Below are 20,104 nucleotides of genomic sequence, written 5' to 3'. Positions count from 1 at the left end.
AGCCTTAGGGGGTCGGATACACTCAACCCTTTACCGTCCTCAATACGGTCCCGTTTTTCGATCCCGTTTTCGATACACTGCGAGTCGATATCGCCGCATGTTTAAAGGATTTACCCGTTTATTACATAGCCCGGGAGAGCGCTTGAAATCCCTGCTCGATTCCCCAGAGAGCGCTACTGATGCGCTCAGCCCTCGTATTATTTCGCGCTCCGAGCATCCTGTTTCGCGCCAGCAGGTCAGCGAAGCTGCCTTAAAGGTGCTGTACCGACTCAACGGTGCAGGCTTCGACGCTTATCTGGTAGGCGGCTGCATCCGTGATGCGCTGCTGGGCAAAATGCCCAAGGACTTTGACGTTGCCACCAACGCCACGCCCGAGCAGGTGCGAGACCTGTTTCGCAATTCACGCCTGATTGGTCGCCGCTTCCGCATTGTGCACGTGCGCTTTGGCCGTGAAGTGATCGAGGTCACCACCTTCCGTGGTAAACCCCAGGACGAACACGGCGACCACATCGCCCACCAGTCGGATGATGGCCTGCTGTTGCGGGATAACGTGTGGGGCAATATCGAAGAAGACGCGCTACGCCGCGACTTTACCGTCAATGCGCTCTACTACAATATTGCTGACTTCACGATCCATGACTTCGCCAACGGCGCACGGGATATCGAGTCACGCACGCTGCGCTTGATCGGAGACCCCGCCACCCGCTACCGCGAAGACCCGGTACGGATGCTGCGGGCAGTTCGCTTTGCGGCCAAGCTCGATTTCACGATCGAACCCGCCACCGAAGCGCCGATGTACGACCTTGCACCGCTGCTGCTGCAAATTCCGCCTGCGCGCCTGTTCGATGAAGTGCTCAAGCTGTTTATGGCAGGCCACGGTTTAATCACTTTCCGTTTGCTCAGCCACTATAATCTGTTTGGGATGCTGTTCCCTGAAGCAGAAGAAGCCATGGCCGATGCCGCTTGGGCAGAAGAACTGATTGAGCAGGCACTGACCAATACTGATAAACGTATTGCAGAGGGTCGTCCCGTCACGCCGGCGTTCTTATTAGCGGCGTTTCTATGGGCACCCGTGGCGCATCGCCAAGCGGCGCTTGAGCGCGAAGGCATGCCCGCCGTGCCTGCGCTGCAAACTGCTTCACAAGAAGTCGTTTCGCGCCAGCTTCAGCATATTTCGATACCTAAGCGTTTTGGCATCCCCATGCGTGAAATATGGGAGCTGCAGGCGCGCCTGCCGATGCGCCGGGGCAAGCGGGCTTTCCAAACCCGCGAGCACCCGCGCTTTCGCGCCGCCTACGATCTTCTGTTACTCCGTGAGCAAGCGGGCGAAATCCCTCGTGGGTTAGGCGACTGGTGGACAGCGTTTCAGAAAGGCGATGAGCACGAACAGCTACGCCTGCTGCAAAAAGTCGGCAGCGACCCCGCCAGCCAAGGCGACCGTCGGCGTAAAAAGCGTCGTAAACCGCGCAAGGCCAACAGTGAATAGCGCGACCCGCACGTATATTGGCTTAGGCAGCAACTTAGAGCACCCAGAAGCCCAGGTGCAGCAGGCGCTCAGCGAGCTTGCTGCACTGCCGCTGTGCCAGCTGGTCGCCTGCTCGTCGCTGTATGCCACGCCGCCTGTGGGCCCGCAGGACCAGCCAGACTTTATCAATGCCGTGGCCTGCCTGGATACTCGGCTGTCGCCACTGGCACTGCTGGACAAGCTCCAGGCCCTTGAGCAGCGCCACCGCAGGCGGCGGCTTCGCCACTGGGGGCCGCGCACGTTAGATTTAGACCTACTGCTCTACGGTGAGCGCATGATTCAACAGCCGCGTCTCACCGTGCCCCACCCCCATATGCATGCTCGCGCCTTTGTGATCGTGCCGCTGGCCGAGGTGGCTCGCACCGCCAACCCTACGCTTCTCCTGCATCAGCAGTCGCTTAACCACTGGTTAACCTGCGTAGATGTTAAGGATATTCGGCGCTTAGGCGAGGCGTCTGTCACCCCCAGTGCTACCGTCTGACACAAATCTCGACACCACCCCCCCATTCAGGTAACAATTGCCGGTTACATCGCTTCACGTATGTGCCGTTTCGCGCAAATAACGTCTCGCACGCGATAATAATGGCCGAGCGCCGCTTGCGTTTACGCATACGTTAACGCACAGCCAGGTTACATCGGCCCCATGAAGAAATAACGAGAGTACGCCATGAAAACCGTCACCCTGAGCACGCTGCAGGCCTATAAGCGCGCCGGAGAAACGTTCAGCTGCCTGACCGCTTACGACGCCTCTTTTGCCCACGCCGCCAGCGCTGCTGGTATTGATGTTCTGCTAGTGGGCGACTCCTTAGGCATGGTCCTACAAGGCCACAGCAGCACGCTGCCCGTCACCATGGACGATATCTGCTATCACACTCGGTGCGCCGCACGTGGTAAAGGCCATAGCCTACTGATGGTCGATCTACCGTTTATGAGCAACGCGACCACAGAACGCCTGCTTGAAGACGGGGCCGCACTGATGCGTGCCGGTGCAGAGCTTGTGAAAGTGGAAGGCGAGGCCTGGATGGCCGATGGCATCCGCGAACTCACGCGTCGTGGCGTGCCGGTATGCGCCCATTTAGGCTTAACACCACAAACCGTTTATCAACTAGGCGGCTATAAGGTACAGGGCCGTGAAGCCGAGCAGGCTGAACAAATTATCAACGACGCCAAAGTCCTTGTAGAAGCAGGCGCTTCGGTCATCTTGCTTGAGTGCGTACCGGCAAGTCTGGGCAAAGCCGTCACCGAGGCGTTAGACGTACCTGTCATAGGTATTGGCGCAGGCCCGGATACCGACGGCCAAATTCTCGTGATGCACGATGTACTGGGCGTTACCCACGGTCGCACACCGCGCTTTGTGAAAAACTTCATGGAGGAGGCCAGCTCCATCCAGGGGGCATTTGAGCAGTACCATCACGCGGTAAAAAATCGCGCCTTCCCTGCAACCGAGCACTGTTTCTAAGAAACGGTTTCTGAGTAATGGTTTCTAAGTGAGCGACAGCGATTTCTCTATGCGCACTTTGCGAGATATTAACGAGCTTCGCGCGACCCTGCGCGAGCATCGCCTTAACGGCCAGCGGATTGCGCTGGTACCGACCATGGGCAACCTGCATGCAGGGCACCTCGCCCTAGTGGCCGAGGCTCGCCAACAGGCAGACATCGTCGTCTCCAGCCTGTTTGTGAATCCCATGCAGTTTGGCCCTGGCGAAGATTTAGACGCTTACCCGCGCACGTTTGAGGCCGACCAAACCAAGCTCACCGAGGCGGGATGCCATATTCTGTTTGCCCCGACCGTTAGCGCGCTCTACCCCAATGGGCTAACCGCGCAGACGCGGGTGCACGTGCCTGAGGTGGGTGAGGGACTATGCGGTGGCTCACGCCCCGGGCATTTTGACGGCGTCTCCACCGTGGTGAGTATGCTGTTTAATCTCGTGCAGCCGGATGTGGCCTGCTTTGGCGAAAAGGATTATCAGCAGCTTGCGGTAATACGCAAGCTAGTGGCCGATCTGCACATGCCCATCGAGATTATTGGCGTGCCGATTGTACGTGCTGACGATGGCCTAGCGCTCTCCTCGCGCAACGGTTATCTCAGTGAACAGGAGCGTGCGGCGGCCCCTGCGCTGTATCGCACGCTGTGCGAACTGCGCGATGCCTTAGCACAAGGTGAAAGCGTTGAGCAGGTACTACAACGCGGCAAACACGCGCTGTATGATGCCGGCTTTACGCCCGACTACCTTGAGCTGCGTGACGAATCGCTAGGCACCGTCACGGCCGCCACGCGCCATGCCGTGCTACTCGGTGCCGCTAAACTCGGCCCGGCCCGGCTGATCGACAATCTCAGCGTGCAGCTACCTTGTGCTGCCACTGACTAGCCCGTAAGGCTAGCTCGTTACCAGGAGTTTCCATGCATACCATTATGCTCAAAGCCAAGCTGCATATGGCTCGCGTTACCCACGCGGTGCTGAATTATGAAGGCTCATGCGCCATCGACGGCGACCTGCTGGATATGGCGGGTATTCGCGAAAATGAACAGATCCAGATTTATAACGTTGAAAACGGCGAACGCTTCACCACCTATGCCATTCGTGGCGAAGAGGGTTCGCGGCTGATTTCGATTAATGGTGCAGCCGCCCACCTCGCCTCGCCAGGGCACCGCATCATCATCTGTAGCTATGCCCACTACTCCGAGGCCGAGCTTGAGCATCACCAGCCAGCGCTCGTGTACTTGCAAGAAGGCAACCACGTGAGCCACACCAGCAACGCCATTCCTGTCCAGTTGGCATAACGCTAACCCGCTGAGAATGCATCGTTAAACGGGCCGTTCATCGGCCCGTTTTTATTTGCTTAAAAAAGCGTATTGCCGCAACGCACAACCTTCCCCTATGCTGAGGGGTAAGTCTGACACAACATGCCAATAACAAGGGATAGGCCCAGCGGGGCTTCGCTATCCTTAATGAGAACGTTGCGTTACTTACCCAAGGAGCTTTTGTATGCAAGACGTGGTCATCGTAGCGGCACGCCGCACCGCCGTAGGGAGTTTTGGTGGATCACTCGCGGGCATTCCTGCCAGTGACTTAGGTGCACTGGTCATTAAAGACATTCTCGCCTCGACCGGCGTTGCCCCTGAAAAAATTGATGAAGTGCTGCTCGGCCAAGTGCTCACCGCAGGTGTTGGCCAAAACCCTGCACGCCAAGCAGCAATCAAGGCAGGCCTACCAGAAACCGTTCCTGCCATGACCATCAATAAAGTATGCGGCTCTGGCCTTAAAGCGCTGCATTTAGCCACCCAAGCCATTCGCTGCGGCGATGCTGAGATCATTCTGGCCGGTGGTCAGGAAAATATGTCAGCCTCCCCGCACATCTTGCCCAACTCTCGTAACGGCCAGCGCATGGGTGACTGGAAAGCCATCGACTCGATGGTGCATGACGGCCTGTGGGATGCGTTCAATAACTACCACATGGGCATCACCGCCGAGAACCTGGCTGAGAAATACAGCATTACCCGTGAAGAGATGGACGAATTTGCCGCCGCTTCACAGCAAAAAGCCGCAGCCGCGATTAAAGAAGGCAAGTTTAAAAGCCAAATCGTGCCGGTAGAAGTTCCCCAGCGCAAAGGCGACCCGGTGGTTTTTGATACCGACGAAAACCCGCGTGAAGTGTCTGCCGAAAAGCTGGGCGGCATGCGTCCTGCCTTCAAAAAAGATGGCACCGTGACTGCTGGTAACGCCTCATCACTTAACGATGGCGCAGCCGTGGTGATGCTCTGCTCGGCTGAAAAAGCCAAAGAGCTTGGCCTAGAGCCGCTGGCACGCATTGCCGCTTATGCCAACGCGGGCGTTGACCCTGCCATTATGGGCATTGGCCCGGCACCGGCCACTCGCCGCTGTCTAGAGAAAGCGGGCTGGAGTTTAGACGACCTCGACCTGGTCGAAGCCAACGAAGCCTTTGCTGCCCAAGCGCTCTCCGTTAACAAGGAGCTGGGCTGGGATACCTCTAAGGTGAACGTGAACGGCGGCGCCATTGCCCTGGGCCACCCCATCGGTGCATCCGGCTGTCGCGTACTGATTACGCTGCTGCACGAAATGATTGCCCGTGATGCCAAAAAAGGTCTCGCTACGCTGTGTATCGGCGGCGGCCAAGGTGTTGCTCTGGCGATTGAGCGCCCTTAATACGTCGGTGCTACTGACAATGAATGCCCCCGCAGTGCGGGGGCATTTTTTTGCTCAACTAAACAGGCGAAGCGCGCTTTTCTCTATTTTGCGATTAGCGATGCTTTTCTTTGACGACACGTGATGGCGTACGCAATACCAACAGCATGCCCAGCAGGAACAGGCCAGAGGCTGCCCACATGGTGACGGGTAGGCTGGTGCTGTCCACGACCTGCCCACCGACCATAGCGCCCACACCAATCGACATGTTAAACACAAAGGCCATTAACGCCGTGGCGGCCTCTGTATTCGGTGCTGTACGCAGTATCCAGGTTTGAATACTCACCGAGACGCTGCCAAATACAGCGCCCCACAGCATTAACAGCAGCACGCCACGGGTAGGCTCTACGCCCACCACTGGGAAGATCGCCACAACCACCAGCAGTAAACTAGGAATCACAAGCACAGCACGGTACGGGTGGCGGCCAGCAAACATCCCGGCAGCGATGTTGCCTAAAATACCCGCTGCTCCATATAGCAGCAGCAGACTCCCCACATGGCGCTGCGCCACGCCGCTAATGTCCTGCAAGATAGGGCTGATGAAGGTATAGGCCACAAAATGCCCCACCACGACAAATCCTGTCGTGAGCACCGCCACGCGCACCCCGCGGTTACTTAACTGCTGTGCCAGCATTCGCAGCCGCACCGGCTCTTTTGGCGGCAGTGGCGGCAGCCAACACCACAGCGCAATGGCGGTGAGCAGGCTTAACCCGCCTAATGCCCCGAAGGCAACGCGCCAGTGGCTGGCATCGCCTAGCAGCGTGCCTAACGGCACGCCGAGTACCGACGCCGCCGCCACACCGCCAAAGATAAGCGTCATGGCTTTAGCGACTTGGTCACCAGGCACCAAGCGCGGCGCAATACTGCCCGCAATCGCCCAAAAGCCGCCGATGCTCATCCCTACCAACACGCGGGCCGCTAACAGCAGCGCAAAATTACTGGCCACCGCCGATAGCGCGCTGCCAACGACCATCACCACCATCATCAGCGTCAGCATGATGCGACGATCTAAACGCCCTACCGCCACGGGCAGAAGAGGCGCTGAAAACGCGGCCACCACGCCGGGCACGGTCACCATGAGCCCCGCCATACCCTGCGTTACCCCCATATCGGCCGCCACCTGAGAGAGCAGCCCAATGGGCAGCTGCTCGGCTGTCACCAACAGGAAAATGCCCATCATCACCGCGACCACCGCCCACCAACGCGGCGTTAGCTGTTGCTCCATGCTGTTTCCTCGTATTCCTAAGCACCTACACAAACAGAACCTATACAGGCAGTACCTATACAAGCAGTACCTTTACAAGCAGTGCCGATACAAACAACACCGCCCCCGCAGCCAGGGGCTGCGGGGGCGGTTGGTCATACGCGTAACGCTGCTTAGCTAGCGACGTCCGCTTCGGCAGCAGCAAACGCTGCCTTCTCTTCTTCGGTGATCTCTTTGATCGAGAGCTTCACGCGATTGCGGTTATCAATATCCAGTACTTTGACGATGACATCGTCGCCTTCGTTCAGGAAATCGCGAACGTTGTTGACGCGCTCCTGGACGATTTGCGAGATGTGCACCAAGCCATCGGTACCCGGCATGATGTTCACAAAGGCACCAAAGTCGGCGATACGGACCACTTTGCCGTTATACAGCTTGCCGATTTCCGCTTCGGCGGTAATCGCCAGGACGGTATCGATGGCTTTTTTAGCCGCCGCTTTGTCTTCCGCGTAAATGCGAACGGTGCCGTCATCATCAAGATCAATCGATGCGCCGGTATCTTCACAAATTTTACGGATGGTCGCGCCACCTTTACCGATCACGTCACGAATCTTATCGGGATCGATTTTGATCGTTGCCATGGACGGTGCGTTTTCAGACACGTCGGTACGGCTTTGGCTGATCACGGCGTTCATCTGAGCCAGGATACCGATGCGCGCTTCGTGTGCCTGCTGCAGCGCGGTCTCCATGATCTCTTCGTTGATGCCTTCGATCTTGATGTCCATCTGCAGAGCGGTAACGCCCTCTTCAGAACCGGCCACTTTAAAGTCCATATCGCCCAGGTGGTCTTCGTCACCCAGGATATCGGTCAGCACCGCATAGCCGTCTTCGTCTTTAACGAGGCCCATAGCGATACCAGCCACCGGCGCTTTCAGCGGAACGCCCGCATCCATCAACGCCAGTGAGGAACCACATACCGATGCCATGGAGCTAGAGCCATTGGATTCGGTAATTTCCGACACCACACGGATGGTGTAGGGGAACACGTCTTCAGAGGGCAGCATGGCTTGAACACCACGACGCGCCAAACGGCCGTGACCGATTTCGCGACGCTTGGGGCCACCCATAAAGCCAGCTTCACCTACCGAGTAGGGAGGGAAGTTGTAGTGAAGCATAAAGCGGTCTTTACGCTCGCCTTCCAGCGACTCGATCAGCTGCGAATCGCGCAGCGTGCCCAGTGTTGCCACGGCAATCGCCTGGGTTTCACCACGAGTAAAGATGGCAGAGCCGTGGGTTTTCGGCAGCACGCCAACTTCAATGGCCAGCGGGCGCACGGTGACGTTATCGCGGCCATCGATACGCGGCTCACCTTTGACGACGCGTGAACGCACGACGCGCTTCTCAAGCGCTGCGAACGCGCCCTTCACGTCATCTTTGCTGAACTTGCCTTCTGCTTCTTCGCCTTCAGCGGCCACTAACTGCTCAACGGCTTCGTCTTTCAGGGCCGCTAGCGCGTCCTGGCGAGCCATTTTGTCGGTGATGCGATACGCTTCACCCACTTTGGCTTCAAAGGCGTCGGCCATGGCGGTTTTCAGCGCCACGTTCTCAGCCGGAGCCTGCCACTCCCAGCGCGGCTTACCGGCTTCAGCGACCAGCTCTTTAATCGCGTTGACCGCGACCTGCATCTCCTGGTGGCCAAACAGTACCGCCCCCAGCATTTCATCTTCGAGCAGCTCTTGCGCTTCTGATTCAACCATCAGTACGGCGTTTTCCGTACCGGCAACCACCATGTCCAGCTCAGACGTGGTCAGCTCTTCAACCGTGGGGTTCAGGAAGTAGCCCTGCTCTTCGTTGAAGCCAACGCGAGCAGCGCCAATCGGGCCGTTAAACGGTACGCCAGAAATGCTCAGCGCCGCCGAGGTGCCCAGCATGGCCGCGATATCCGGGTCATGATTACGGTCAGTCGACAGAACGGTACAGATAACCTGTACTTCGTTCATAAACCCTTTGGGAAACAGCGGACGGATCGGACGATCGATCAAACGCGAGGTCAGGGTCTCTTTCTCAGTCGGGCGGCCTTCACGCTTAAAGAAGCCACCGGGGATTTTGCCGACTGCGTAGGTCTTCTCTTGGTAGTGTACCGAGAGCGGGAAAAAGGGCTGGCCTGGGTTCACATCTTTCTTCGCCACCACCGTACACAGTACGACGGTCTCGTCCATGGTGACCATCACGGCACCTGTGGCTTGGCGAGCGATACGCCCAGTTTCTAGAGTGACGGTGCTACGACCGTATTGAAACGTTTTTTTGACCGGATTCACGGCTACTTCCTTTAACATTAATAGCTACTTGTCTTTTCGCTTGGGTCGTTTTGACTCGCCACCATTCTAGGCGTTGATGCGCCTTACGGCTACCACAAACAAAAAAACGGGCAGCTCGCAAGGAGCTGCCCGTTTCGAATCATTGCCGTTAAAAACTTAGCGGCGCAGACCCAGACGCTGAATCAGAGACTGATAGCGTTCGAAATCTTTACGCTTCAGGTAGTCCAGCAGCTTACGACGCTGGTTTACCATGCGGATCAGACCACGACGAGAGTGGTGATCCTGCTTGTTGGTTTTGAAGTGGTCCTGCAGGCCGTTGATGTTAGCGCTCAGCAGTGCAACCTGAACTTCAGGGGAACCGGTGTCGTTGTCGCCGCGGCCGTATTCGTTGACGATCTCGGCCTTTTTCTCAGCGGTTAATGCCATCTGTCTCTCCAGTAAGCAATATGCCTAAAAATGAATGGGTGAGACCACGCATATTTGCAGTCTCAAGCTACTATTTTCCCGCAAATCGCCGCTTCCTTGCAACGTTTTACGAAATGGCGACTGTACTTAACAGCCGCTTGGGCGCTACTTCCTCAGGCCCTTTTACAACGCCAAGGCCGATAAACGTCTCAGCGTAATAAAGTCGTGTTAGCGCATCCGGTGATAACTCACCCGCGGCTAAATAGGCAGACTGCCCATGGGCAAGACGCCCATAAGAGGCTTCGTCGACACTCAGCGAAGGTAGATGATCAACCAGCACATCCGCAGGCATTAATTCTGCCTCACGGCTGGCTTGGTCTACCAAGGCTTCCAACGCTTCTAGTGTCCACATGGCGTCGCCGTTAAACGGCCCCGTTTTAAGCCTGCGCAGCTGGCTAATGTGGGCACCACAGCCTAGAGCATGACCAATATCTTCAGCCAACGTGCGGATGTAAGTGCCTTTACTGCAGCTTACTTCCAGCTCGAACGCGGTGCCCTCAAAGGCAAGCAGGCGCGAATCATACACGCTAACCCGCCGCGCTGCACGCTCTACGTGCTTGCCCTCACGGGCCAACTCGTAGAGCTTTTTGCCTTGATGTTTGAGGGCCGAATACATCGGCGGCACTTGCTCAATCTCACCGCGAAACTGCGTTAAGACCGACTCCACCGCCTCAGCCGTGAGTGATGGAACCTCACGCTGCTCAATGATCGTGCCTTCTGCGTCGCCGGTATCGGTGATCACACCCAGCTCGACGCGGGTGCGATACATCTTGTCGGCTTCCAGCAGATGTGCGGAGAACTTGGTGGCTTCCCCCAGGCAAATAGGCAGCAAGCCTGTCGCCATAGGGTCGAGCGTGCCGGTGTGCCCGGCTTTTTGCGCCTCAAACAGACGACGCACACGCTGCAGCGCGTGGTTGCTGGAGATGCCTTTCGGCTTATCCAGCAGCAGCACGCCATTCACCGGTAATCCACGACGGCGACGAGCCATTAACGCGTCTCCTCACCTTGCTCTTCACTGCCGCCCTCGTCATCCGCTTGACGGGCACGGTCAGTGGAGACCGCTTCGTCAATCAAAGATGAGAGGTGCTGGCCGCGCACCACGCTTTCATCAAAATGAAAGCGCAGCTCCGGCACGTGGCGCAGCTTAATACGCTTGGCAATTTGGCTTCTTAGAAACCCTGAGGCGCGCTTAAGCACCTGCAGGTTCTCCTTGATACGCTCAGGCTCCTGCTCACCCAGCAGGGTGACATAGATATCGGCGTAGCCAAGATCACGGCTAACGGTCGCACCGCTGACCGTGACCGTGCCCAAGCGCGGGTCTTTCACTTCGCGTTGGATCAGTACCGCCAGCTCCTTATGGAGCTGGTCGGCTACTCGGTCGGTACGCTTAAATTCGCGCATGCTTGCTCCTCGCGGCCTTACAGGCTGCGCTCGACCTTCACTTGGTCAAAGACTTCGATCTTGTCGCCGACCTGGACATCGTTGTAGTTCTTCACGCCGATGCCACACTCCATACCGTTACGTACTTCTTGTACGTCGTCTTTGAAGCGGCGCAGCGATTCGAGTTCGCCTTCGTAGATCACCACGTTGTCGCGCAGAACGCGGATGCGCTTGCTGCGTGACACCGTGCCTTCGACGACCATACAGCCGGCAACGGCACCAATCTTCGGAGCGCGGAATACGTCGCGAACTTCGGCCACACCGACGATCTCTTCTTTCCACTCGGGCGCGAGCATACCGCTCATCGCCTGCTTCACTTCGTCGATCAGCTGGTAGATAACGCTGTAGTAGCGCAGATCCAGGCCTTCACGCTCGATGATCTCACGGGCAGCCGCGTCAGCACGTACGTTGAAACCAACCACAATCGCTTCAGAAGCCAGTGCCAGGTTAGCGTCGGTACCGGTGATACCGCCCACGCCTGAAGACACAACGGCCACTTCCACTTCATCCGTGGACAGCTCTTCCAACGCACCTTTGATCGCTTCCAGCGAGCCTTGAACGTCAGCTTTCAGGACGATATTGACCTTGGCCACTTCGTCTTGGCCCATCTGGCTGAACATGTTCTCCAGCTTGGCTTTCTGCTGACGCGCCAGACGCACTTCACGATATTTGCCCTGACGGAAGTTAGCCACTTCACGGGCTTTCTTCTCATCGGCCACGACCATGAAGTCGTCACCCGCATCCGGCGTGCCGTCTAGGCCTTGGATCTCTACCGGCATGGCGGGGCCAGCGGTATCGACCTGTTGACCCAGCTCGTTGGTCAGCGCACGTACGCGACCGTAGTGCAGGCCTGCCAGTACGATGTCACCCTTCTTCAGCGTACCGTTCTGAACCAGCACGGTAGCGACCGGGCCGCGGCCTTTGTCCAAGCGAGACTCGACAACAACACCTTTACCAGGTGCTGACGGAACGGCTGTCAGCTCAAGTACTTCGGAGGCCAGCTGGATCGCTTCCAGCAGGTCTTCCATACCTTCACCGGTTTTGGCAGACACGTGAACAAACTGCGTGTCACCGCCCCACTCTTCAGAGATAACGCCGTGCTGCGACAGTTCGTTACGAATGCGGTCAAAATCAGCACCCGCTTTATCGATCTTGTTCACCGCAACGACCAGAGGGACTTCAGCGGCTTTCGAGTGCTCAATCGCCTCGACGGTCTGAGGCATCACGCCGTCGTCAGCTGCGACCACCAGGATAACCACGTCGGTGGCTTTTGCACCGCGGGCACGCATGGCGGTGAACGCCGCGTGGCCAGGGGTATCCAGGAAGGTGACGCCGCCGTGGTCATCTTCCACGTGGTAAGCACCGATGTGCTGGGTAATACCGCCCGCTTCGCCAGTGGCGACTTTGGCACGACGGATGTAGTCCAGCAGCGAGGTTTTACCGTGGTCAACGTGACCCATAACGGTCACAACGGGTGAACGGGTAATTTCTTCGCCTTCATAGGAAATGCCTTCCAGCATTTCCGTTTCCAGCGCGTCATCTTTTACCAGTTTGACCTTGTGGCCCATCTCTTCCACGACGATGGCCGCTGTATCCTGGTCAATCGTCTGGTTGATGGTCACCGCCGCACCCATGGTGAACATAGCCTTGATGACTTCGTTCGCCTTGATCGACATTTTGTCGGCCAGCTCAGCAACGCTGATAGACTCAGGAATCGAGACTTCACGCACGATCGGCTGAGTCGGCTTCTGGAAGCCGTGCTTGCCGTTGCCGCTTTGGCTTGCGCCACCGCGACGTCCGCCACGGCGTTCGGCACGCTTCACTTTCTTGCCACCGCCACGCTTACGCTCTTCGCGGTCGCCACGGTCTTCGTCATCGTCACGACCTTTCTTCTTCGCAGCAGCCTTTTTAGGCGGCGCGGTACGACGGTCGGTACGGCCTTCTTTTGGCGGCGCTGGCGGCAGATCGTCGCCTGTCGGCGTATCGTCGATCTCAAGCTCAGGCACCACGACATCAAGTGCCGCCGGCACTTTGGCGGTTCTGGGCTTTGCATCAAGCTCTTTTTTACTACGCGCTGCTTCAGCTTCTTTATTACTGCGCGCAGTCGCTTCCGCTACCTGTGCAGCACGGGCTTTCTGTGCAGCGGCTTTTTCCTCGGCTTCACGCGCATCAGAAACCTTGCGCTCAGCTTCAGCTTCAGCCATGTCGCCCACTAACTGGCGTGGACCAGTGTAGCTAGGCTCTGCGGCTTTCGGTTTTTCGTCTTCAGCGCTTTTAACGTAGGTTTTCTTCTTACGAACCTGTACTTCAATCGTTTTACCGCGCTCGCCAGTTTTGATGCGGCTGCGGGTTTTACGCGTCAACGTAATACGGTTTTTGCTCGGCTCGCTATCACCGCCGCCATGGCTTTTCTTCAAAAAGCTCAGCAACGTCTGCTTGTCATCTTCAGACACAGCGTCGCCTTCAGAAGCATGCTTCAAGCCTGCTTCTTTCATCTGTTCCAATAGGCGGGGCACATCGCGACCCACTTTTACTGCAAAATCTTTAACTGTCATATCTGACATAGTGACCCTCCTAAACCCGTGACCTGTTTACTGTGTGTTTGAATCCGATGCGTCATCGACTTCAAACCAGGGCGCACGGGCAGTCATGATCAGTGCCGCTGCGCGCGCTTCGTCCAACTCCTCGATATCGACCAGATCGTCGACGGACTGCTCGGCGAGATCTTCCATTGTAACGATACCGCGGCTGGCCAGGATGAAGGCCAGGTGGCGCTCCATGCCGTCCATCTCCAGCAGATCTTCTGCCGGCTGGGCACCGTCTAGCGCTTCTTCCGAGGCAATCGCCATCGTCAGCAGCTCGTCTTTCGCACGTGCACGCAGCTCTTCTACCAACGCTTCATCGAACTCTTCGATTTCGAGCATCTCTTCAAGCGGCACGTAAGCAACTTCTTCCAGGGTGGTGAACCCTTCTTCTACCAGCAGGCGGGCAACGTCTTCGTCCACTTCTAGGTGCTGAACGAAAGAGTCCACCAGGCTGTCGATCTCTTGCTCGCGCTTAGACTCGGCTTCGTCTTCGGTCATGACGTTGATACGCCAGCCGGTCAACTCAGAGGCTAAGCGGACGTTCTGACCGCTACGGCCGATGGCCTGCGCCAGATTGTCCTGAGCCACTGCCACGTCCATCGCATGGGCGTCTTCGTCCACAAGGATAGACGCCACATCGGCCGGTGCCATGGCATTGATCACCAGCTGTGCCGGGTTGTCATCCCACAGCACAATATCCACACGCTCGTTTTGCAGCTCAGACGATACCGCCTGAACCCGTGAACCCCGCATACCGACGCACGCACCGACAGGGTCGATACGGCGGTCGTTGGTTTTCACCGCAATCTTGGCTCGTGAGCCAGGGTCGCGCGCAGCGCCTTTGATTTCAATCAGCTGTTCGGCAATTTCCGGCACTTCGATTTTGAACAGCTCAATGATGAACTCAGGGCACGTACGAGACAGCTGCAGCTGCGCGCCGCGAGCATCCGCATCGACCTTCACCAACAGGGCGCGCACGCGCTCGTTCATACGATAGCGTTCGCCGTGGATCATTTCGTTACGGGGCAGGAACGCTTCTGCGTTTTCGCCCAGATCGATGATCAAGCCATCACGAGTGGTCTTTTTGACGATACCCGCGACCAGCTCGCCTTCACGATCAGCGTACTGACGGACGACTTCGGCGCGCTCGGCTTCGCGCACTTTCTGCACGATGACCTGCTTGGCGGTTTGCGCTGCAATCCGGCCAAACATCGCGTTATCAATTTTCTGTTCAACCACATCGCCAAGTTTCAGCGGCGGATCGCGCTGCTCGGCAATGGTTTCTTTAATTTCGTAGTCTGGCGTTTCGAATTCGTCATCTTCGACCACGGTCCAGAGGCGGAACGTATCGTAGTCACCGGTACGGCGATCAATATGAACGCGCACATTGGCTTCTTCATGTTCAAAACGCTTACGCGACGCGCTGGCAAGCGCGGCTTCTACCGCTTCGAAGATGACATCGCGGGGGACGCCTTTTTCATTAGAGATCGCGTCCACGACCATTAAAATTTCTTTACTCATGCGTTTGCCTCGCCAGAAAACCTGTCCTTTTGTGCATCATCCCGGCGCTTGCCGGAAGCCGCGACCCGTGTTACTTGTCGAACTGCGGGACAACGTGCGCAGAATCGATGCTTTCGATAGGAAAGCAGTACTCTTCGCCTTCCAGTTGCAGCAGCACTTCATCCCCCTCGACGCCTGCGAGAAGCCCTTGATATTTGCGTCGCCCATCAAACGCGACGCGCAGCTTCAATGCCACGTGATGGCCTTGATAGCGCGTAAACTGTTCCAGGGAGTAAAGGGGGCGTGCCATGCCGGGTGACGAGACCTCCAGACGATATTCGCCGGGAATCGGGTCTTCCACATCCATAACGGCACTGACCTGACGGCTAATATCAGCGCAGTCTTCCACGCTGACACCGCTTTCGCGCTCGATGTAAATCACCAAACGTGAATGCTTGCCCTGGGAAATATGGTCGATACCCCAAAGTTCGAAGCCCATAGCGGCAACGACAGGTTCGATCAGCGCGTGAAGCGCAGCGTGTTTTGTGGCCACAGACAAAGCTCCTATAGCCGTTGCATCAGGCACCTGGCCAGGAGTCATAAGAAAAGCTAGGTGGCTGATTGGCATTACCTGGGAATGTGTCTCTGGCTACTCGGACAACATCCGCTCGTGAGACACTCTTGGCTCGCAAAAAGCTATCAACAACTATTGATAAAAACCGTTGACAAAATCGTCAACAAACAGCTGTTGATAAAAAGCTACTAACAAAAAGCCCCTTCACAGGAAGGGGCTTTTTGAAAGAAACCTGTAATACCACATTAGCATCAAGTCTCGGCGTTTTCGCCATTCTAAAGCTCAGTATTGATCGCTTTAAAATATAAACTATGCTGCTAATTAAATGGTAGCGGGGACCGGATTTGAACCGATGACCTTCGGGTTATGAGCCCGACGAGCTACCAGACTGCTCCACCCCGCATCAATCTAGGTCGACGATAATAGACACTTGAAGATCTTACGTCAAGAACTCATTTCAAGAACTTGATTCAAAACCATTTCAAGTGCATCTTTCGTCTCAGGTGCCAACCCTGACATCCTAGGGCCAAAACTCTGGGAAGCTGGTAAACCAGCAAAACAGATGGTGCCGAAGGCGGGACTTGAACCCGCACGACCATACGGTCACTACCCCCTCAAGATAGCGTGTCTACCAATTCCACCACTTCGGCATCAGGGGAGGCTAAAGAAATCTAACTCAGCGATTACTCGCTGCTTTCCTCTAGCACTGGCGCGGTATTATCCATACTTGCAGGGGAGTCGTCAAGCGTTGGAATATTTTGCTGCTGCTCGATCATACGCGCATCAGGAATACCCGCTTCCGGCGCTTGGCCCGCCTGGGTCGCAAAGTAGGCCAGTGCCATAGAGGTCACAAAAAAGCCTGCTGCGAGAATACCGGTTGTACGCGACAGGAAGTTACCGCTGCCCCGCGAGCCGAAAACCGTTTGTGACGCACCGCCACCAAAGGCTGCGCCAGCTTCAGCACCTTTACCCTGCTGGAGCAGGATGAGTACCACCAAGGCGACCGCAATCACCACGTGAACCATAAGAATTGCAACTTGCATTGAGTTATCCTGCTGACTGACAAATGGCGTAGAAATCATCGGTTTTAAGTGAGGCACCGCCTACTAAACCGCCGTCGATGTCCGGCTGGGCGAGCAGCTCAGCCGCGTTACTTGCATTCATGCTACCGCCGTAAAGCAGTTTAAGCTGCTCGGCAAGCGACGCATCAAACCCTGCCTGATAAGCCCGAATACCCGCCATCACCTCTTGTGCCTGCTCTGGCGTGGCCGTGCGCCCGGTGCCAATCGCCCAAACGGGTTCATAAGCAATCACCACGTGCAGCCGCTGCTCCGGCGCTAGGCGTGACATGATATAGCCCACTTGGCGCAAGACAACCTCCATGGTGTGGCCTGCATCACGCTCTTCCAGCGTTTCTCCGACGCATAGGATGGGCGTTAATCCCGCGTCAAGCGCTGCCAACAGGCGATCGAATACCTGCTCGTCACTCTCCCGGTAAAGCTGCCGACGTTCGGAATGGCCTACCAACACATAGCTCACCCCAAACTCTTTCAGCATGCTGCCACTGACTTCACCTGTGTGAGCACCTGAGTGATGGGGATTTAGCGTTTGCGCCCCTAACTGCAGCGGCGTGCCGCTGAACGCTTGGCGTGCAGCGTCTAGATAAGGAAACGGCGGAATGACGACTACGTCGATACTGGCAGGCAGCGCGGCAGATGCAAAGGCCTGGCCAAACGCGTCGATCAACGCCGCAGAACCGTTCATTTTCCAGTTGCCGGCAATTAATGGCGTACGCATGGATAATCCTCACTCAAGGTGGAGCGAAATGGTATAGGAGCCGCCTTGTCAAGACAACCGCTGTTGTAAGCCCAATGATAGGGATGAAGCGCTTTAAGAGACAAGAACCGAGCTTCCTTCATCGACCGTTCAGCCAAGCAGGGCCTGTACCTGCCCGGCCAGCTTATTAGCTAAGCGATCCACATCAAGATGCGCACGCCCTTCTACCATCACGCGAATCAACGGCTCAGTGCCAGACGGGCGCAGCAACACACGCCCCTGGTCGCCTAGCTCTGCTTCTAGTGTGGCAACGGCATCTAGCAGCGGCTGAGCGGTCATTACTTCTTTCGCGTTCGACCCTGCAGGCAAACGCACATTCACTAATGACTGAGGCACTTTTTCAAGCCCCTTGAGCAGCGCAGGCAACGGTTTTTGCTCGCGCACCATCAGCGCCAATACCTGCAGAGCCGAGACAATGCCGTCACCTGTGGTTTGCACATGGCCGCATACGATATGCCCTGATGCTTCACCGCCCAACTCCCAGCCGTTAGCCGCCATCATTTCCATTACAAAACGGTCGCCCACCTTGGCACGCTGAAAGGGAATACCGAGCCTGTCTAACGCCATGGCTAGGCCAAAGTTACTCATTAGCGTGCCCACCACGCCACCCTCTAGCAAACCACGCTCATAGCGGTCGCGGGCAATCAGGTAGAGAATATCGTCGCCATCCACTTCACGCCCGTCAGCGTCTACTAACAGCACACGATCACCGTCGCCATCAAAGGCGACGCCCAGGTCTGCGCCTTGCTGAATCACCGCCGCCCGCAGCGCTGCGGGATGAGTAGAGCCAACATGGTGATTGATATTCAAGCCATCCGGCGCGGTGCCAATCACGCTGACCTCAGCCCCAAGCTCACGAAAAACGCTAGGGGCAATATGGTAGGTAGCGCCATGGGCACAGTCCAATACCACTTTCAGCCCATGCAGGCTAAGGCGGTCCGGCAGTGTGGACTTACAAAATTCAATATAACGCCCGGCAGCATCATCAATACGCGTTGCCTTGCCCAACTGCGCGGCATCCGCCGTGGTCAGCGGCGCTTCCAACATGGCCTCAATTTGGTCCTCTACCTCGTCCGGCAATTTTTTGCCTTCGGCGGAAAAAAACTTAATGCCGTTATCGTCAAACGGGTTATGTGAGGCTGAAATCACAATGCCCGCATCGGCCCGGAAGGTGCGCGTGAGGTACGCAATCCCAGGCGTGGGCATTGGCCCCAACAGAGAGACATCCACACCCGCGGCTGAAAGCCCTGCTTCCAGCGCCGACTCAAACATATAGCCAGAAATACGCGTGTCTTTGCCAATCAATACCCGCGTGCGGCCTTTCTCTCGGCGCAGCACCTGCCCTGCCGCCCAGCCAAGCTTGAGCATAAAATCAGCGGTAATGGGTGCCTGACCCACGGTGCCGCGAATACCGTCAGTGCCGAAATAGCGTCGTGTCATAACGAGAGTTCCTTATCAACGGGCGGCTCGCATCCCTCTTGCAGCACCGCCCAAGCCATATTCACGGCATCCACCGTTGGCCCAACATCATGCACCCGTAGGATGCTCGCCCCGCGCTCCACCGCCATAGCGGCTAACGCCAAACCACCTGCTAACCGCTCTTCTACCGGACGACCTAGCACTTTGCCAATCATGCTTTTACGTGACATGCCGACCAAAATAGGCAGCTCAAGCGCAAGCAATGACTCCATATACTTGAGTAGACGCAGGTTATGCTCGACGGTTTTACCGAACCCAAACCCTGGGTCAATCAAGAGCCGGTTACGACGCAACCCAACCGCCTCACAGGCAGCAGCACGCTCAGATAAATAGGCGGCGACCGCCTGTTCAACCGGCTGGTCATAGCGAGGCGCCTGCTGCATATCCTGAGGCTCACCCTGGCGATGCATCAGACATACGGGCAAGCCGCTGCTGGCAGCGGCCATCAACGCTCCCTCACGCTCAAGCGCACGCACATCGTTAATCATCCCTGCGCCTAAGGCGCTGGCTTCGCGCATCACCGTGGCACTGCTGGTATCGACCGATACCAACGCATCCAGCTCGCGCACTAAGGCCTCAACGACGGGCGCCACACGGTCTAACTCTTGCTGCTCAGTCACCGGCGTGGCACCTGGGCGCGTCGACTCACCGCCTACATCAATCATAGCGGCACCTTCGGCGAGCATGCGCTCGGCGTGGCGCAGCGCATCATCAAGGGCAACGTGCCGCCCACCGTCGGAAAACGAGTCAGGCGTCACGTTTAGAATACCCATGACCCTCGGAAACGAGAGATCTAGCGTATGACGCCCGCAACGCAGCTGCAGAGCACTCCCTGCATGGCGTGAAGGCGATGAAGGGTCAACGTTCAGTTTCATACTGCCGCCTAAAAATAAAAAGAAACATAGCTACTATTGGCACACAGCATAACAAAAAGGCGCCCCATAATGGGACGCCTTTGCTAACACCTGCGGCA

The 20,104-nt window shown here is 56.8% G+C and carries 18 protein-coding genes and 2 tRNA genes; 6 read left to right on the top strand and 14 right to left on the bottom strand.

Annotated features, from left to right (window positions below; translation table 11 throughout):
• The first annotated feature begins 97 nt into the window (after positions 1-97).
• The 6 genes from pcnB (at position 98) to R0J87_RS07685 (ending at position 5,691) form a co-directional block, all read left to right on the top strand.
• Positions 98-1,486 (top strand): polynucleotide adenylyltransferase PcnB, encoded by a 1,389-nt coding sequence (gene pcnB, locus R0J87_RS07710; protein WP_404344636.1) that lies wholly within the window; start codon positions 98-100, stop codon positions 1,484-1,486.
• Positions 1,479-2,006: a 2-amino-4-hydroxy-6-hydroxymethyldihydropteridine diphosphokinase gene (gene folK, locus R0J87_RS07705; protein WP_498885384.1), complete on the top strand. Its 528-nt coding sequence runs from the start codon at positions 1,479-1,481 to the stop codon at positions 2,004-2,006. The genes pcnB and folK overlap by 8 nt, the downstream gene beginning before the upstream one ends.
• Positions 2,007-2,192: 186 nt before the next feature.
• Positions 2,193-2,984 carry a 3-methyl-2-oxobutanoate hydroxymethyltransferase gene (gene panB / locus R0J87_RS07700; protein WP_498885382.1) on the top strand — a complete coding sequence of 264 codons (792 nt, stop codon included), beginning with the start codon at positions 2,193-2,195 and terminating at the stop codon, positions 2,982-2,984.
• 49 nt (positions 2,985-3,033) lie between these two features.
• Positions 3,034-3,894, top strand: coding sequence for a pantoate--beta-alanine ligase (gene panC, locus R0J87_RS07695; protein WP_498885380.1), 861 nt, complete (start codon positions 3,034-3,036; stop codon positions 3,892-3,894).
• Positions 3,895-3,926: 32 nt separating this feature from the next.
• Positions 3,927-4,307: an aspartate 1-decarboxylase gene (panD, locus tag R0J87_RS07690; protein ID WP_498885378.1), complete on the top strand. Its 381-nt coding sequence runs from the start codon at positions 3,927-3,929 to the stop codon at positions 4,305-4,307.
• 205 nt (positions 4,308-4,512) lie between these two features.
• Positions 4,513-5,691 (top strand): acetyl-CoA C-acetyltransferase, encoded by a 1,179-nt coding sequence (locus tag R0J87_RS07685; RefSeq protein WP_498885376.1) that lies wholly within the window; start codon positions 4,513-4,515, stop codon positions 5,689-5,691.
• A 94-nt stretch (positions 5,692-5,785) separates the two neighbouring features.
• On the opposite strand, the gene R0J87_RS07680 is transcribed toward R0J87_RS07685, so the two are convergent.
• From R0J87_RS07680 to folP, 14 genes are all read right to left on the bottom strand, one after another.
• The gene (locus R0J87_RS07680; protein WP_498885374.1) at positions 5,786-6,955 is read right to left on the bottom strand and encodes an MFS transporter; all 1,170 of its coding nucleotides are present in this window, start codon (positions 6,953-6,955) and stop codon (positions 5,786-5,788) included.
• Positions 6,956-7,107: 152 nt separating this feature from the next.
• The gene (gene pnp / locus R0J87_RS07675) at positions 7,108-9,270 is read right to left on the bottom strand and encodes a polyribonucleotide nucleotidyltransferase (protein ID WP_188639954.1); all 2,163 of its coding nucleotides are present in this window, start codon (positions 9,268-9,270) and stop codon (positions 7,108-7,110) included.
• A 138-nt stretch (positions 9,271-9,408) separates the two neighbouring features.
• Complete coding sequence (gene rpsO / locus R0J87_RS07670; protein WP_009723734.1) at positions 9,409-9,678, bottom strand: 30S ribosomal protein S15; 270 nt, start codon at positions 9,676-9,678, stop codon at positions 9,409-9,411.
• A gap of 106 nt (positions 9,679-9,784) precedes the next feature.
• The gene (gene truB, locus R0J87_RS07665) at positions 9,785-10,705 is read right to left on the bottom strand and encodes a tRNA pseudouridine(55) synthase TruB (RefSeq protein ID WP_498885371.1); all 921 of its coding nucleotides are present in this window, start codon (positions 10,703-10,705) and stop codon (positions 9,785-9,787) included.
• The gene (gene rbfA / locus R0J87_RS07660; RefSeq protein WP_083023355.1) at positions 10,705-11,118 is read right to left on the bottom strand and encodes a 30S ribosome-binding factor RbfA; all 414 of its coding nucleotides are present in this window, start codon (positions 11,116-11,118) and stop codon (positions 10,705-10,707) included. The genes truB and rbfA overlap by 1 nt, the downstream gene beginning before the upstream one ends.
• 17 nt (positions 11,119-11,135) lie before the next feature.
• Entirely contained in the window at positions 11,136-13,721 is a 2,586-nt protein-coding gene (gene infB / locus R0J87_RS07655) for a translation initiation factor IF-2 (RefSeq protein ID WP_498885369.1), read from the bottom strand.
• Between the two features lie 27 nt (positions 13,722-13,748).
• A complete protein-coding gene (gene nusA, locus R0J87_RS07650) occupies positions 13,749-15,263 on the bottom strand; it encodes a transcription termination factor NusA (RefSeq protein WP_188639957.1) in 1,515 nt (504 codons plus the stop codon).
• Positions 15,264-15,333: 70 nt separating this feature from the next.
• Positions 15,334-15,795: a ribosome maturation factor RimP gene (gene rimP, locus R0J87_RS07645; RefSeq protein WP_404344623.1), complete on the bottom strand. Its 462-nt coding sequence runs from the start codon at positions 15,793-15,795 to the stop codon at positions 15,334-15,336.
• Between the two features lie 347 nt (positions 15,796-16,142).
• Positions 16,143-16,219: transfer RNA gene (locus R0J87_RS07640), tRNA-Met, on the bottom strand.
• A 160-nt stretch (positions 16,220-16,379) separates the two neighbouring features.
• Positions 16,380-16,466 (bottom strand) — tRNA-Leu (locus tag R0J87_RS07635).
• 33 nt (positions 16,467-16,499) lie between these two features.
• Positions 16,500-16,859, bottom strand: a complete 360-nt coding sequence (gene secG, locus R0J87_RS07630) for a preprotein translocase subunit SecG (protein WP_139527971.1) — start codon at positions 16,857-16,859, stop codon at positions 16,500-16,502.
• Between the two features lie 4 nt (positions 16,860-16,863).
• Positions 16,864-17,613 carry a triose-phosphate isomerase gene (tpiA, locus tag R0J87_RS07625; protein ID WP_498885366.1) on the bottom strand — a complete coding sequence of 250 codons (750 nt, stop codon included), beginning with the start codon at positions 17,611-17,613 and terminating at the stop codon, positions 16,864-16,866.
• Between the two features lie 129 nt (positions 17,614-17,742).
• The gene (glmM, locus tag R0J87_RS07620; protein WP_404464912.1) at positions 17,743-19,092 is read right to left on the bottom strand and encodes a phosphoglucosamine mutase; all 1,350 of its coding nucleotides are present in this window, start codon (positions 19,090-19,092) and stop codon (positions 17,743-17,745) included.
• Entirely contained in the window at positions 19,089-20,006 is a 918-nt protein-coding gene (folP, locus tag R0J87_RS07615) for a dihydropteroate synthase (protein WP_498885364.1), read from the bottom strand. The genes glmM and folP overlap by 4 nt, the downstream gene beginning before the upstream one ends.
• Between the last annotated feature and the right edge of the window lie 98 nt (positions 20,007-20,104).

It is taken from the genome of Halomonas sp. SIMBA_159 (assembly GCF_046536035.1).
Classification (GTDB): Bacteria; Pseudomonadota; Gammaproteobacteria; order Pseudomonadales; family Halomonadaceae; genus Vreelandella; species Vreelandella venusta_A.
This window is presented reverse-complemented; position numbering and strand designations above follow the sequence as displayed.

Excerpts from the sequence above, each read along its gene's own strand:
- pcnB (WP_404344636.1), top strand. The coding sequence starts at position 98 with ATGTTTAAAGGATTTACCCGTTTATTACATAGCCCGGGAGAGCGCTTG.
- panB (WP_498885382.1), top strand. The coding sequence starts at position 2,193 with ATGAAAACCGTCACCCTGAGCACGCTGCAGGCCTATAAGCGCGCCGGA.
- panC (WP_498885380.1), top strand. The coding sequence starts at position 3,034 with ATGCGCACTTTGCGAGATATTAACGAGCTTCGCGCGACCCTGCGCGAG.
- panD (WP_498885378.1), top strand. The coding sequence starts at position 3,927 with ATGCATACCATTATGCTCAAAGCCAAGCTGCATATGGCTCGCGTTACC.
- R0J87_RS07685 (WP_498885376.1), top strand. The coding sequence starts at position 4,513 with ATGCAAGACGTGGTCATCGTAGCGGCACGCCGCACCGCCGTAGGGAGT.
- R0J87_RS07680 (WP_498885374.1), bottom strand. The coding sequence starts at position 6,955 with ATGGAGCAACAGCTAACGCCGCGTTGGTGGGCGGTGGTCGCGGTGATG.
- pnp (WP_188639954.1), bottom strand. The coding sequence starts at position 9,270 with ATGTTAAAGGAAGTAGCCGTGAATCCGGTCAAAAAAACGTTTCAATAC.
- rpsO (WP_009723734.1), bottom strand. The coding sequence starts at position 9,678 with ATGGCATTAACCGCTGAGAAAAAGGCCGAGATCGTCAACGAATACGGC.
- truB (WP_498885371.1), bottom strand. The coding sequence starts at position 10,705 with ATGGCTCGTCGCCGTCGTGGATTACCGGTGAATGGCGTGCTGCTGCTG.
- rbfA (WP_083023355.1), bottom strand. The coding sequence starts at position 11,118 with ATGCGCGAATTTAAGCGTACCGACCGAGTAGCCGACCAGCTCCATAAG.
- infB (WP_498885369.1), bottom strand. The coding sequence starts at position 13,721 with ATGTCAGATATGACAGTTAAAGATTTTGCAGTAAAAGTGGGTCGCGAT.
- nusA (WP_188639957.1), bottom strand. The coding sequence starts at position 15,263 with ATGAGTAAAGAAATTTTAATGGTCGTGGACGCGATCTCTAATGAAAAA.
- secG (WP_139527971.1), bottom strand. The coding sequence starts at position 16,859 with ATGCAAGTTGCAATTCTTATGGTTCACGTGGTGATTGCGGTCGCCTTG.
- tpiA (WP_498885366.1), bottom strand. The coding sequence starts at position 17,613 with ATGCGTACGCCATTAATTGCCGGCAACTGGAAAATGAACGGTTCTGCG.
- glmM (WP_404464912.1), bottom strand. The coding sequence starts at position 19,092 with ATGACACGACGCTATTTCGGCACTGACGGTATTCGCGGCACCGTGGGT.
- folP (WP_498885364.1), bottom strand. The coding sequence starts at position 20,006 with ATGAAACTGAACGTTGACCCTTCATCGCCTTCACGCCATGCAGGGAGT.